Consider the following 14,309-nt stretch of genomic DNA (forward strand, 5'->3'; position numbering starts at 1 on the left):
TTTACTTAAAAACATCATATCCTTAATTCGAGATAAATATATTTTTTTGATTTAATATCTCGAATTCGAGATAATATAAAGACGTCAGTAAAGACATAATGAATAGAGGTTTATTACTTCATGATTAGGAGGTCATTAGAAGTGAAAAAAACAGAAGGAATTCACCATATTACAGCTATTGTGGGTCATCCTCAGGAGAACGTTGATTTTTATGCAGGTGTTTTAGGGCTTCGTCTCGTGAAGAAGACCGTGAATTTTGATGATCCGGGCACATACCATTTATATTTTGGAAATGAAGGCGGCTCTCCAGGGACCATTATTACATTTTTCCCTTGGCCGGGAGCACAAAAAGGTCAAATTGGTGCAGGTCAAGTGGGCGTGACGACATATGTCGTACCGACAGGCGCTTTCTCTTTCTGGAAGGATCGTCTTGAGCAGTTTAATGTTTCTTATGAAATGGTTGAACGTTTTGGTGAAGCTTTTCTCTCATTTGAAGATCCACACGGCTTATTGATTGAGCTAGTAGAGCGTGCGGAAGGAAAGCAAAACGAGTGGACATTTAACGGTGTCACACCAGATGTAGCGATTAAAGGTTTTGGCGGAGCTGTTTTATTAACTTCGCAGCCGGAACAAACGATGCAGCTGCTAGAGCAAACGATGGGACTTGAAAGAGTCGGAGCAGAAGGAGACTATGTGAGATTCCGTTCGTTTGGCGAAATAGGCAATGTCATTGATGTGAACATCACACCTGTTCCACGAGGACGTATGGGTGTTGGAGTTGTGCACCATATTGCATGGAGAGCAACAGATGATCAAGACCAATTAGATTGGCAAAGACATATTGCACAAAGTGGGTATCAAGTGACACCTGTGCAAGACCGAAATTACTTCAATGCCATTTATTTTAGAGAACTTGGGGGCATATTATTTGAGATTGCCACTGATCCTCCAGGGTTTGCACATGACGAATCAGTGGAAACAATGGGTGAAGCATTGAAACTGCCACCGCAATATGAGGCGCAGCGCAGTCAGATTGAACAAATTGTACTGCCAATTGAAGTGAGAGAAGTTAAAGGGAAAGGAGATTCATGATGAAGCATCTTTTTCGAAAAGGAAAGAATGAACAAAGACCTGTTCTGCTATTACTGCATGGAACTGGCGGGACGGAAGAAGATTTATTGCCGCTTGCACAGATAGTAGATCCTGACGCATCTGTTCTTAGTGTGAGAGGGAATGTATTAGAAAACGGCATGCCGCGGTTTTTCAGACGTTTGGCAGAGGGCGTATTTGATGAGCAGGATTTGATTGAGCGTACAGAGGAACTATATACATTTATCGGAGAAGCAGCCGATGAATATGGGTTTGATCGTCACAATGTGGTGGCTATCGGATATTCCAATGGGGCAAACATTGCTGGAAGCTTGTTATTCCATTATGGGGATGCTTTAAAAGGAGCCATCCTGCATCATCCAATGGTTCCAAGACGCGGGGTTTCATTGCCTTCATTAGCGGGGAAACAAGTCTTTATAGCAGCTGGTGAAAATGACCCAATGTGCCGTCCAGAGGAATCGCAGGAGCTGGAGCAATTGCTGCAGGGTGCAGGCGCATCGGTTACACTTCATTGGGAAAATCGCGGACATCAGTTAACGAGAGAAGAAGTCGATGCTGCGGCTTTATGGTATCGTCGTCAATTTTAAATAAGGTGGGGAATACAGGTGGGATTTTTACAGAAGCTTTTTGGGCAAAACAAACAAAAGGAGATGGATCAAATGGAAAACGTAAAACTAGCGATTATTTATTATAGTTCAACAGGTACAAACTATCAGATGGCGAAATGGGCTGAAGCTGGAGCAAAAGAAGCTGGCGCAGAAGTTAAAGTATTAAAGGTTGCTGAATTGGCACCAGAAGCAGTTGTAGCTTCAAATCCAGCATGGAAAGCACATTTAGACGAAACAAAGGATGTGCCAGAGGTTCAATTAAGTGATTTAGAGTGGGCAGATGCCATCATCTTTAGCATGCCGACACGTTTCGGTAACCTGCCAGCTCAAATGAAGCAGTTCTTAGATACGACAGGCGGCTTGTGGTTCCAAGGTAAATTGGCAAACAAAGCAGTCAGTGCGATGACTTCAGCTCAAAATGCAAATGGCGGACAGGAGCAGACGGTTCTCAGCCTTTATACGACAATGTTCCACTGGGGAGCAATTATTGCCGCTCCTGGATACACAGATGATTCCTTATACGGTGCAGGGGGCAACCCTTACGGTGTGAGTGTGACCGTTGACCAAAATGGAAAAATCCAAGAGGATGCAGAAGCAGCTGTGAAACATCAGGCAAAACGTACAGTGAATGTGGCAGAATGGATCAAAAAAGGTCAAAATGCTTAATAGATGTATACAAAAAGAATGCAGCCTCGCCGCTGCATTCTTTTTTTCATTAATAAGGATCTGATGGTGTGCTGTTGTTGATGGCTTCGTCCACGGCTTGAGCAGCGCCGGTAGAGCCGATAGGTCCGCTTGGCTGTTCTTGTTTAAAGGCTTTTAAACCGTCAGCGACACGCTTTCCATAATCAGGGTCTGCTTTTGTAAAGTTTTCGATCATTTGGTCTTGAATGTCCTTTTGACATGTCGCAAGGGTGTTGACTAAGTTCTTAATCAGTTCCTCTCGCTCCCAATCATTAAAACGGCGATATGTTTCTCCCGCTTGTCCGAAGTTGTTTGGGCGGTCAATGGCTTCTCGTTTTACTTCACCCTCTACAAAAGGGGTATGATCCTTTCCATCCTGTTTGGCTTCTTTTAATCCCCCGAGGATCGATGGTTCATAATTCACATGGGGATTTTGCCCTTTGCCTTGATCGACATGGTATTCCATTTGGCCGTCTCTCTGATTGGTGGCGACTTGCTTTTTCGGTGCATTGATCGGCAGCTGTAAATAGTTTGGTCCTACACGATATCGCTGCGTGTCAGAGTAGGAGAAGGTACGGCCTTGAAGCAATTTATCATCTGAGAAATCCAAACCATCTACGAGTACACCAGTCCCAAAGGCAACCTGCTCGACTTCTGCGAAATAGTTTTCTGGATTTTTGTTTAATACCATCCGTCCGATTGGTTTCCATGGATAGTCATCCTTGTACCAAAGCTTTGTCGGATCAAGCGGGTCAAAGTCGAGGTGAGGGTGGGCATCATCTTCCATGATCTGTGCATATACCTCCCATTCAGGATAATCTCCTTGCTCAATGGCTTCATATAAATCCTGTGTGGCATGGTTAAAATTTTCTCCCTGAATCGCTTGCGCCTGTTCTTGGGTCAGATTGCGAATGCCTTGTTTCGGTTCAAAATGATATTTAACCAGCACCGCTTTTCCTTCATGATTCACCCATTTGTACGCATGGACACCTGAGCCTTGCATATGCCGGTATGTTGCTGGGATGCCCCACGGTGAAAAGAGAAATGTCACCATATGCGTCGCTTCAGGTGATTGTGAGACAAAATCAAAGATACGCTCGCCGTCCTGACGATTGGTGACAGGATCAGGCTTAAAGGCATGAACCAAATCAGGGAATTTTAAAGCATCTCGGATAAAGAAAATTTTCAGGTTGTTCCCCACGAGATCCCAGTTGCCTTCTTCTGTATAAAATTTAATTGCAAACCCTCTCGGATCGCGTAATGTTTCTGGCGAATGCCCGCCGTGAATCACAGAAGAAAAACGAACGAAAACAGGCGTTTTTTTTCCTTTCTCCTGAAACAATTTCGCTCTCGTATAGGTGGAGATCGGTTCATCGCCAAATGTGCCATAGGCTTCAAAATAACCGTGAGCTCCGGCACCGCGTGCATGCACAACACGTTCAGGGATGCGTTCACGATCAAAATGACTGATTTTCTCTAGGAAATCGTAGTTTTCAAGCGTAGTGGGTCCTCTATTCCCAACAGTTCTCATATTTTGATTGTCTGTGACGGGATGACCTTGCCGATTCGTTAAGGTTTCTTCTGACTCTGAAGATGGTTTAGGCTGTTGATCTTCTTTCAATTCAAATCCCTCCTTCAATATCTCCTTAACAATATGGTCATGCTGCTCCCTATTTCATACAAGGATTGATATAATGATTGAAAACTTTCACGAGGAGAGAGCCTGATGATTCGATTACACTGCCTTCACGCCCATCCGTCCAATCAGTCATATATAGAAGATGTTTTTGGTAATACAGATGTTGATTTGCATCACACAGTCGATTCATCATTTATAGAACGCGCCACTCAAGATCCCTCGTTTGATCAACACAAGCAGCAAACGTATGCTATCAACAGATTAAAGCAAGAAAGTGAAGCCGATCTCATTCTGCTCACGTGTACACAATACATTGCTGCTCTAGGTGATCAGCAGCACCTCTTTAAACAACCGATTGTTCCGATCGATGAACCGTTATTTGAGCTGATTTGTGAGAAAAAAGGCCCTCTTCAGCTTGTGTTTTCCAACCCAAATACAGTGGAGGGAACGATGCAGCGGCTTGAATCATATGCAACAGAGCGGGGTAAACAGGTTGAAGTAGAAATGGTTGTGATGGAGGATGTCTTTCATCTTTGCCTAAACGGTGATATGCAAGCCTATGATGAACAAATCATGGAGCAGCTGAGAAAATGTATGAAGCAAAAAGGCAGAGATATTTGTGTGATGCAGCTTTCGATGGTTCATGCGGCACAGCAGATGGAGCGCGAGACAGGCGTTCCTATCATTCATCCGCTTTCTCCACTAAAACAGTTTGTCCATCAAACACTATCCGTCTGGAAAGAGTGAACCCATCAGGTTCGCTCTTTTTGTATAGGAATGCAAATGCGATGACATGTTAAAAAAATAACCGAGCGCAAACTATTTTTAAAAGGCGCGCGTCTATCCAATGTAAGAAATAACAGATGCGCATTTAAGATAAAGGAGCTCTTTGTAAAATGAAGAAACGAAAAATAGACGATCAATTTGCGGATTACGTCATGGAGCATAAACACAGTTTTTATCGGTTGTCCTATAGTTATGTCAAAAACCCGGAAGATGCTATGGATGTTGTTCAGGAGGCTATTCATAAAGCACTTAAATCTGTTCATCGATTAGAGGATACGAGCAAGATGCATAGCTGGTTTTATAAAATCGTGGTGAACGCTGCCCTAGACTTTTTACGAAAGAAGAAGCGGGTGCAGGTGACAGATGATGATACGCTTGAATTCTTATCACAGGGCGAATCAGATGTATACGAGGATCAAGACGTCAAACGGGCTATAGAAGATTTGCCTGAGATGTATCGAGTCATCATTATTTTGAGATTCTTTGAAGATCTAAAATTAGAGGACATCGCCCAGATTCTCGATGAAAATGAAAACACCATTAAAACAAGATTATATAAGGCGCTGCGGCTTTTAAAAGTAGAATTATCACAGGAGGAAATATAAATGGATAAGTATTTGGAACATTTAAAAGATGAATATTTAGAAATCCCTATACCACCGGAATATGATGCGATGATTGAACGAACGTTAAAAAGAAAAAACAAAAAACCTCATTTTCAGCAATGGACCATCGGACTTGTTGCAGCGGCTGCTCTTTTTGTCACAACTGTTAATGTTAGTCCACAGGCAGCAAGAGCGATTTCAGAAGTACCTATCATTGGCGAGCTGGTGAAAGTCGTGACGTTTACAGAATTTAAAAAGAGCGATCAAGGAACGAATATTGATCTTAAAACACCACACGTTTCAGGACTTGGGGACGGAACATTACAAGACAGCCTGAATGAAAAATATTTAGCTGAAAACAAAAAGCTGTATCAAGATTTTGAAAAGGAAACAAAGGGTTATAAAAATGGTCATTTGAGTGTAGAGAGCGGATATGAAGTAAAAACAAACAATGACCAAGTTCTTTCACTAGGTCGATACAAGGTGACGACTCAGGCTTCTGCGGCAGAGGAAATGACATATGATACGGTGGATAAGAAAAATCATGTCCTCATTACATTACCAAGTCTGTTTAAAGATGATCGTTATATTAATGTGATTAGTGAAAATATTAAAGTACAAATGAAGAAACAGATGAAAGAGGATTCAAATAAGATTTACTGGATTACTAAGCAAGATACGGTTGAACCGTTTAAGAAGATTCAACCAGATCAAAACTTCTATATCAATTCAAAAGGCAAACTGGTGATTTCCTTTAATGAATATGATGTGGCACCTGGTTACATGGGCGTAGTTGAATTCACGATTCCAACAAGCGTACTAAAGGATATTCTCGTGAGTGATACGTACGTTCATTAAAAAGAAGACAGACAAAAAAGACTGCTGAATGATTCAGCAGTCTTGTCTTGTTTTATTAAGAAAGTGCGTCTGTTAATGCAGGTACGACTTGTTTCTTTCTTGATACAACACCTTTTAGTAAAGCTGTGTTGTTTTCAAGCGTGACGTTAAATGCTTTTTCTACTTTTGCTGCTTCTGCACCGAGTGCAAGAGCAAGGGAGTCATTTTCTAAAATGTCTGTGATGACTAAAACAAATAGATCAAGACCTTTTGCTGCAATGACTTCATTGATTTTCGCTTCAATGTCAGCCTGTCTTGCTGTCACTTCAGCGATATCTACTGTATTGACTTGCGCAATTTCCACTTTGCTTTTGCCTAGTGCGAATTCTTTTGCATCAAGTGTAATTAATTCTTGAACCGTTTTTTGGCTTAGATCAGCGCCGGCTTTCAGCATGTCTAGGCCATAAACTTCTGGATCTACCCCTGCGATTTTTGCAAGCTCATGCGCAGCATCAATATCTTGCTGTGTGCATGTTGGGGATTTGAATAGTAAGGAATCAGAAATGATCGCAGATAAAAGCAAACCAGCGATTTCCTTTTCAATCGTCACTTGGTTTTCTTTATACATTTTGTTTAAGATCGTTGCTGTACAGCCTACAGGCTCAGCACGATAGTAAAGAGGTTCACTTGTTTCAAAGTTGGCAATACGGTGATGGTCAATGACCTCAGTTACTTGTACTTGATCAATGTCGCTTACACTTTGCTGGAATTCGTTATGATCGACAAGAATGACTTGCTTTGTTTCATTTGCAGCCGTTTCAATGAAACGAGGTGCTTCTTGTTTAAAGAAATCTAATGCGTATTGTGTTTCTCCATTGATTTCTCCAAGTCTGACGGCTTCTGCCTGAGCGCCGATTTTGTTTTTCAGATCAGCGTAAGCAATAGCAGAACAAATCGTGTCTGTGTCAGGATTTTTGTGTCCGAATACGAGTGTTTTTCCCATGTGAATTCTCCTTCTTACTTTTATTGATGATGTTTCTATTCTAACAGCTTTTGACCTTGAATTCAGGGTTTATAGCTAAGAATTATCTTAAAAATTGTAACATGCTGTTTGAAAACTTGCATGTACGATTCCATATCGGTGTTCCACGTGAAACGCTCCCAGAATAGCCTGCATTTTACTTGAGATTTGCCGCTATGGTAAAATAAAGGTTGGGGCAAGACATGATGGAGCTGACATCATACGTATACATAGAAGTACACATTGAGCAAGATATAGACAAAAGGATTGGATAGAGGTGAAGGTGTGAAACAAACAAAAGCGTTAGTAGAGGGCGCAATCATGATGAGTATTTTCGCGGTCATGACGTTGTTTTATTTGTATGTGCCGCTATTATCCATTATTTTTTTTCTATCTGCTCCGATTCCGATCATCCTCTATACAATTAGACACGGCTTGAAAAAAGGAATTGTTGCTGGCGCTATTGGCATAGTGATCAGCTTTTTAATTGGGTCTATAAATGGTCTTATGACTGCACCAATATTGATTGCCGCCGGATTAGGCATGGGTGTTTTCTACAGCAGAAGGCAGCCCGGGAATGCCATCATAACAGGTGCGCTGATTTATTTATTCAGTTTTCTCATCTCCTTTGTTGTCAGTGTTCAGCTCTTTCAAATCGATATTATGAATATTGCGAAAGAGTCGATTGAGCAAATGATGCCGATGGTAGAGAGTACTTTAAAGCAATCCGGCGCGTCTGAGAAGGACATTGCGAAGCAGCTGAAGCAGTTCAGAGAGTTGCAGGATACGGCATTAAGTGCTTTACCTATAGCGTTATTGATTTTGGTCACGCTGATGGCTTTTGTGAATCATTGGTTCGTGCGGCCTTTGCTCAAACGGTTTGTTTCAGACATGCCGTCCTTGAAGAAATTTAAGGATATGCGGCTGCCAAAAAGCATGGTATGGTATTATTTACTCACATTGCTTTTGATGCTGATTCAGACGGAAAAAGACAGCTTTTTATGGCTCGTTCAATCGAGTTTGTTTAAAATTTTATTTATACTGGTGCTTATTCAGGGATTTTCTTTTCTCTTCTATTATTGCCACGAAAAAAACATCTCAAAAGCGGTACCCATTTTCGCTGTCGTGTTAACGGTTTTCTTTCCGCCGATCGGTGTGATTGTGCGAATTATAGGGATTGCTGACATAGGCTTTGATTTAAGAGAAAAAGTAAAAAACAAATAATTCACTCTGAATGTTGAGGAGTTGATATCAGTGCCAAGCTTCTATAGAAAACCTGTCATCAAGTATCCGATCATCGCGTTAATTGTCCTTGCGGTGGTCACAGTCCTCCTCAACCTTTATTTTAATTGGATCATAGGAGCGGTTGGTCTTTTCGTCCTTGCAGGTGTGCTCTACTTCTTAAAGTGGGCAGATACGCAAGTGCAGAAAGAGATTGATTCATATATTTCAACATTATCCTATCGAGTCAAAAAGGTTGGAGAAGAAGCATTAATGGAGATGCCAATTGGTATTATGCTGTTTAATGACCAGTATTATATCGAATGGACGAATCCATTTCTCGCTTCATGCTTTCATGAAAGCACACTTGTCGGCAGATCCTTGTACGATACATTCGAGTCCATTGTGCCTCTTATTAAACAAGAGGTCGAGACCGAAAATGTAACGCTGAATGACCGGAAATTCAAAGTCATTATTAAACGATCAGAGCGCCTTTTATATTTCTTTGATGTCACGGAACAGGTGCAGATTGAACGACAGTACGAAAATGAACGAACGGTTTTATCTTATATCTTTTTAGACAACTACGACGATGTCACGCAGGGCCTTGATGATCAAGTGCGCAGCGCGATTAATAGTGAAGTGACGTCTCTGCTCAACAATTGGGCACAAGAATACGGAATTTTCCTGAAGAGAATTTCGTCTGAACGATTTATGGCGGTCCTAAATGAGAGCATTTTAGCTGAGCTTGAGGCGTCGAAATTCTCCATTTTAGACGAGGTCCGTGAGAAAACAGGGGCACATAGTGCGACGCTTACTTTGAGTATCGGGATTGGTGCGTCCGTTCCTTCTTTGAAAGAGCTTGGAGCACTAGCACAGTCGAGTCTTGACCTTGCCCTCGGACGAGGCGGGGATCAGGTCGCCATTAAACAGCCGAATGGAAAAGTGAAGTTCTACGGTGGAAAAACGAACCCAATGGAGAAACGGACACGCGTACGCGCACGGGTCATTTCTCATGCTTTAAAAGAAATTGTATCTGAAAGCGGTAATGTCATGATCATGGGTCATAAGTTCCCAGACATGGACTCAATCGGTGCATCCATCGGGATTTTAAAGGTCGCTCAGGCCAATGGAAAAGAAGGCTATATTGTCATTGATGCCAACCAGATTGGCGACAGTGTTCAACGCTTAATTAGTGAAATTAAAAATTATGAAGAGCTTTGGTCACGTTTTATCACGCCAGAGGAAGCAATGGAGCTTGCAAAGGATGACACATTGCTTGTCGTCGTGGATACACATAAACCGTCTCTCGTCATGGAGGAACGACTACTGAATAAGATTGAAAACGTCGTGGTCATTGACCATCATAGACGAGGCGAGGAATTTATCCGTGATCCTTTACTTGTTTATATGGAGCCGTATGCTTCATCTACAGCAGAGCTTGTGACAGAACTCTTAGAGTATCAGCCGAAGAAATTGCGGATTAACATGATTGAGGCGACTGCGCTTCTTGCTGGGATCATCGTGGATACGAAGAGTTTCTCTCTGAGAACGGGGTCAAGAACGTTCGATGCAGCATCTTACCTTCGTGCAAAGGGAGCAGATCCTGTCCTTGTGCAAAAGTTTTTAAAAGAAACAGTCGATCATTACATCAAACGGGCAAAACTCATTCAGCATACAGAACTGTATCAAAATCAGGTGGCTATTGCTTCATTACCGTCTGACAGGTCGGAGTATTATGATCAAATTACGATTGCCCAGACGGCTGATTCCTTGTTGTCAATGAGTGAGGTAGAAGCGTCATTTGCTGTCGCTAGACGAGATGACGATACGGTATGCATTAGTGCCAGATCATTAGGGGATATCAACGTTCAAATTATTATGGAAGCACTAGACGGCGGCGGTCATTTGACTAACGCTGCTACCCAGATTTATGGTATAACCATTGAAGAAGCGGTAGGGAAGTTAAAGGCTGCCATAGACGAATATTTCGAAGGAGGGGTTCAAAGATGAAAGTCATCTTTCTAAAAGACGTAAAAGGCAAAGGGAAAAAAGGCGAAGTCAAGAATGTAGCTGACGGATACGCTCACAACTTTCTCATCAAACAAGGGTTAGCTGTTGAAGCAACTCCAACGAACCTAAGTGCATTGGAAGGGCAGAAAAACAAAGAGAAAAAGAATGCCATCCAAGAGCTTGAACAAGCAAAACAATTAAAAGAAACACTTGAGGCGTTAACAGTGGAACTCACTGCAAAATCAGGTGAAGGCGGCCGTTTGTTTGGCTCCATTACAAGCAAACAAATCGCTGATAAATTGCAAAAAGATCATCAAATTAAACTCGATAAGCGCAAAATCGAGCTGAATGATGCCATCCGTGCATTAGGTTACACAAATGTACCGGTAAAGCTTCATCCAGAGGTACAAGCAACGTTAAAGGTACATGTGACAGAGCAGGCATAAGCAGAAAAGAACCCGTCTCACGAGGAGGCGGGTTCTTTTTTATGAAGGATCTGAAATATAGACGCTGCGTCCGGCACGCATACCGGATAAAAACATGAAAAATAGGATGATGATAAAGATGATAATTGCTGGTGTCCATGTATGTGTGAAATCAAAAAGGATACCGATCATGAATGGACCAACAGCAGCTAATAAATAACCGAGTGACTGCGCCATTCCAGAGAGGGCAGCTGCTTGTTCCATATGTCTTGTCCGCAATCCAATGAAGGTGAGCGCTAGACTGATACTAGCACCTTGTCCAATGCCGATCAATAGGACAGAGATGACAAGAATAGGTGTCGATCCTCCGAGAAGAAGTCCAATCATGCCTAGTAAATACACAAGGACAAGGCCGGCGACAAGCGGTCTTTGCGTTTTTAATTTTTCTGCAAGAACGGGCGTTAAGAAGGTGGATGGCAGACCAGCGAACTGCATAATGGACAGCATCCATCCAGCTGTTGATAGGTTCATTCCATGTGATGTTAAGATATCAGGAAACCAAGCGATGCTGCTATAGAAAAGGAATGATTGCAAGCCCATAAAAAAGGTCACTTGCCATGCGACACGTGAGCGCCATATTGGCTGCTCTGTAAGAGAAATGGTTTTGACGGCCGCTGTATTCTGATGAAGAAGCTGCGGCGCCCAAACCATCATGGCGAGAAGGGCAAGTCCAGCCCATACAAGGAATGATGTATTCCAGCCGCCAGGCATCGTATGACTAAGCGGAACACTGACACCTGATGCAAGTGCAGCGAAGACGGACATTGAAGTCGTGTATACACTTGTCATCAAACCTGCATGTGCAGGAAATTTATGCTTCACAAGCCCCGGTAAGAGCACATTACAAATCGCAATTCCGACGCCGACTAGCGCCGTTCCAATCATTAAGAAGGTGATGGTGCCAAACGAGCGAATCACAATCCCAAACAGAAGGACAGCAAGTCCAAGCCAGAGGGTTCGTTCATTGCCAAGGCGTTTTCCGATTTTAGGTGCAATTGGAGAAAGCAATGCGAATGAAAGCAGTGGTAATGTCGTAAGAAAACCTGCCAGTCCATTTGAAAGCTGTAAATCGGAACGAATCGCGCCGATAACAGGGCCAACGGACGTAATGGCAGGCCGCAGATTAAATGCAATGAGCAAAATCCCAGCAATCAGCAGGATGGTTTGTCCTGTACTGCGAGGATGTAATGTTGATTTTTCTAGTTGTTGTTCCATGAATGTAAACTCCTTTATGTCTTTAAGAAGAACGATCTTTCTTCTGTTCAAGCTCCGCTAATTTAGCTAATAAGATATGCTGCGGCATATGCATAATTTGTTCTAACGGTACATTGAGTGATGCAGCAAGCTTTTGTGCGGTATCGGCTGAGATTTGTAAAGGTCTCATGCGCAAATCCCTCCTCTTTCAATCTATACGTTCCAATATATCATATCGGCTTTGTGTCATGCTGATAAAAAATTAGCGATCTTTTTTATAAAACCACATTAGAGCCGATAAGAAATTTTTTTGAAATTGTTTCAGATGATGGCCCTCTCCTTGTTCGATGTGATAGTGCAGCTGCGATTCCTGCATCCCTTTCTGTAATAAAAGATCATGCAGTTGTTTGGTGAATAACGGCATGTGCTGTTGAACCGATGTTTTGCCTTTCCCTTCTTCACTGCCTACAGACAAATAGACAAGGTGATCCACACACTGAATGCTTTGTTGTTTAGCAAACGGTAGAAAATCTTCATACCAAAATGACCCGGAGATCGATGCGATATTTTTAAAAAGATCAGGGTGCATGAATAAAGTATAAATAGCAAATAACCCGCCTAATGAAGCACCTACGTGGCTATGCTCATGACAGGTCTCTTGAACTGGATATTCGCTTTTGATATATGGGAGCAAGTCATTCGCTAAAAATGACACATACGTCTGTGCCTCGCCTTTAAAGTCAGGGAACCCAGATCGCAGTGATGACGCCTTCCATGGTGTATATTCGTCAAGACGATTGAAGGGATGTATGCCGACAATGATGATTGGCGAGATGGTATTGGTTTCGATCATTCTTTCGATTTCTAGCAGGTGTGTTCTAAACAAAGAAGAGCCATCTTGTACAAAGACAGCTGGAACATGAATAGAAGTGTCCGGTGGTAGGTAAATATCAAGCTGACGCCCGTTAAACTCGTCATATAGAAACATTCCGTTCATGTGTCATCTCTCCTCCAAGTTTTCAAGCTCCGCTGAAAAGAAGACAAAGGGCTAAAAATAAAGATCATTTTAGCCCTTTGTCATTCGTCACATCTTTTTTAGTTGTTTTGATCTAACCATTTGACGGCCTTATCAAGGAAGGTTGTTTTGCTTAGTGCTGTTCCTCCTTGAAGCATAGGATCAACGGCATTTTCATTGATGTGCCCATTTTTCACAGCTTTTAGGCTTGTCCAAATTTTATTTTTCTCTAAGTCCTTCAATGCGTTCGGATTCGATGAGTTTTCCTCTTTAGAGAACTGAACAAAAATATAGTCAGGATTGAGTTCTCCTAGGCGCTCCAATGAAATCAATGCTTGTGCTTTGGCTTTTTTGATATCACTTGGTGCTGTAAATCCTAAGTCGCCATATAAAGTAGAGTTGAAGTATACGTCTTCAGGGTACACGTATAGGTCGCCTTGTCTAATGCGTAAAATGACAGCTGTTTTGTTGCTGCTTTTGTCTTTCAAAGTTTCTTTTGCTTGTTTAAGATCTTTCTGATAATCAGAGATGATGTTTTTGGCTTCTTCACTTTTTCCAGTCAGTTCACCGAGTAATAAAAGATTGCTTTCCCAGTCGGAAGAGACATGTGATACTGGGATCGTCGTTTGGACTTTATCTAGTTTTTTAATTGTTGCAGGCGGGAACTTGGTTGATCCAAGTATCACATCTGGTTTTAGTTTTAGGATTTTTTCTAGGTTCGGTTCTGTTTTTTCCCCGATGCCTTCAGTTTTTGCTGTGATGTCTTTAAATAATTCAGGGAAAGTGCCGCCTACAGTAGAAGCACCAATAGGCTCGATACCAAGTAATTTTGCATCTTCCATTGATTCTAGGCTTCCAGCAATGACGATTCGTTTCACTGGTGTTTTGAGTTTGTACGTTTGTTCTAAGTATTTGATGTTTGTTTCAGCTGCTTCAGCTGACTTGCCTTTGGTTGTGTTTGAAGCAGGTTTATTTTCTGAAGCACCACAGGCTGCTGCGATGATCGTCATGATACAAAGGATAAGCAATGCGAACCATTTTTTCATTTGTTTTCTCCTTTAACTGATAATTGTTCTCAATTAAAGATTGTA

At 42.0% G+C, this 14,309-nt stretch carries 15 protein-coding genes; 9 read left to right on the forward strand and 6 right to left on the reverse strand.

Annotated features, from left to right (window positions below; genetic code table 11):
• The first annotated feature begins 120 nt into the window (after positions 1-120).
• The 3 genes from OIT90_RS00150 (at position 121) to wrbA (ending at position 2,384) form a co-directional block, all read left to right on the forward strand.
• Positions 121-1,092, forward strand: a complete 972-nt coding sequence (locus OIT90_RS00150) for a ring-cleaving dioxygenase (protein ID WP_039182911.1) — start codon at positions 121-123, stop codon at positions 1,090-1,092.
• A complete protein-coding gene (locus OIT90_RS00155) occupies positions 1,089-1,697 on the forward strand; it encodes an alpha/beta hydrolase (RefSeq protein ID WP_034622294.1) in 609 nt (202 codons plus the stop codon). The genes OIT90_RS00150 and OIT90_RS00155 overlap by 4 nt, the downstream gene beginning before the upstream one ends.
• 72 nt (positions 1,698-1,769) lie before the next feature.
• A complete protein-coding gene (gene wrbA, locus OIT90_RS00160) occupies positions 1,770-2,384 on the forward strand; it encodes an NAD(P)H:quinone oxidoreductase (protein WP_034283654.1) in 615 nt (204 codons plus the stop codon).
• Between the two features lie 49 nt (positions 2,385-2,433).
• Here wrbA and katX read toward each other — a convergent pair whose 3' ends face one another.
• Positions 2,434-3,933: a catalase KatX gene (gene katX / locus OIT90_RS00165; protein WP_235354832.1), complete on the reverse strand. Its 1,500-nt coding sequence runs from the start codon at positions 3,931-3,933 to the stop codon at positions 2,434-2,436.
• Between the two features lie 195 nt (positions 3,934-4,128).
• Between katX and OIT90_RS00170 the strand changes: the two genes are divergently transcribed.
• From OIT90_RS00170 to rsiV, 3 genes are all read left to right on the forward strand, one after another.
• Positions 4,129-4,788 carry an aspartate/glutamate racemase family protein gene (locus tag OIT90_RS00170; protein WP_461198923.1) on the forward strand — a complete coding sequence of 220 codons (660 nt, stop codon included), beginning with the start codon at positions 4,129-4,131 and terminating at the stop codon, positions 4,786-4,788.
• A gap of 149 nt (positions 4,789-4,937) precedes the next feature.
• The gene (locus OIT90_RS00175) at positions 4,938-5,432 is read left to right on the forward strand and encodes an RNA polymerase sigma factor (protein WP_039182900.1); all 495 of its coding nucleotides are present in this window, start codon (positions 4,938-4,940) and stop codon (positions 5,430-5,432) included.
• Entirely contained in the window at positions 5,433-6,290 is an 858-nt protein-coding gene (gene rsiV, locus OIT90_RS00180; RefSeq protein ID WP_366206519.1) for an anti-sigma-V factor RsiV, read from the forward strand. It begins immediately after the preceding gene.
• Between the two features lie 55 nt (positions 6,291-6,345).
• On the opposite strand, the gene OIT90_RS00185 is transcribed toward rsiV, so the two are convergent.
• On the reverse strand, positions 6,346-7,272 hold the full coding sequence (locus tag OIT90_RS00185) for a manganese-dependent inorganic pyrophosphatase (RefSeq protein ID WP_039182895.1): 927 nt from the start codon (positions 7,270-7,272) through the stop codon (positions 6,346-6,348).
• 303 nt (positions 7,273-7,575) lie between these two features.
• On the opposite strand from OIT90_RS00185, the gene OIT90_RS00190 reads away from it, so the two are divergent.
• The 3 genes from OIT90_RS00190 to rplI are packed head-to-tail and all read left to right on the forward strand — an operon-like array spanning position 7,576 to position 10,970.
• A complete protein-coding gene (locus OIT90_RS00190; RefSeq protein ID WP_366206518.1) occupies positions 7,576-8,514 on the forward strand; it encodes a YybS family protein in 939 nt (312 codons plus the stop codon).
• A gap of 30 nt (positions 8,515-8,544) precedes the next feature.
• Complete coding sequence (locus OIT90_RS00195) at positions 8,545-10,524, forward strand: DHH family phosphoesterase (RefSeq protein ID WP_039182890.1); 1,980 nt, start codon at positions 8,545-8,547, stop codon at positions 10,522-10,524.
• On the forward strand, positions 10,521-10,970 hold the full coding sequence (rplI, locus tag OIT90_RS00200) for a 50S ribosomal protein L9 (protein WP_008359128.1): 450 nt from the start codon (positions 10,521-10,523) through the stop codon (positions 10,968-10,970). Before OIT90_RS00195 ends, rplI begins: the two co-directional genes overlap by 4 nt.
• 39 nt (positions 10,971-11,009) lie before the next feature.
• Here rplI and OIT90_RS00205 read toward each other — a convergent pair whose 3' ends face one another.
• The 4 genes from OIT90_RS00205 to OIT90_RS00220 form a co-directional block, all read right to left on the reverse strand.
• Positions 11,010-12,224: a CynX/NimT family MFS transporter gene (locus tag OIT90_RS00205; protein ID WP_039182887.1), complete on the reverse strand. Its 1,215-nt coding sequence runs from the start codon at positions 12,222-12,224 to the stop codon at positions 11,010-11,012.
• Between the two features lie 22 nt (positions 12,225-12,246).
• Positions 12,247-12,393, reverse strand: coding sequence for a YycC family protein (locus tag OIT90_RS00210; RefSeq protein WP_064498621.1), 147 nt, complete (start codon positions 12,391-12,393; stop codon positions 12,247-12,249).
• A gap of 72 nt (positions 12,394-12,465) precedes the next feature.
• Positions 12,466-13,200, reverse strand: a complete 735-nt coding sequence (locus tag OIT90_RS00215; RefSeq protein WP_474892128.1) for an alpha/beta hydrolase — start codon at positions 13,198-13,200, stop codon at positions 12,466-12,468.
• Positions 13,201-13,298: 98 nt separating this feature from the next.
• The gene (locus OIT90_RS00220) at positions 13,299-14,264 is read right to left on the reverse strand and encodes an iron-hydroxamate ABC transporter substrate-binding protein (RefSeq protein ID WP_039182881.1); all 966 of its coding nucleotides are present in this window, start codon (positions 14,262-14,264) and stop codon (positions 13,299-13,301) included.
• Between the last annotated feature and the right edge of the window lie 45 nt (positions 14,265-14,309).

It is taken from the genome of Bacillus sp. ABR (genome assembly GCF_056172715.1).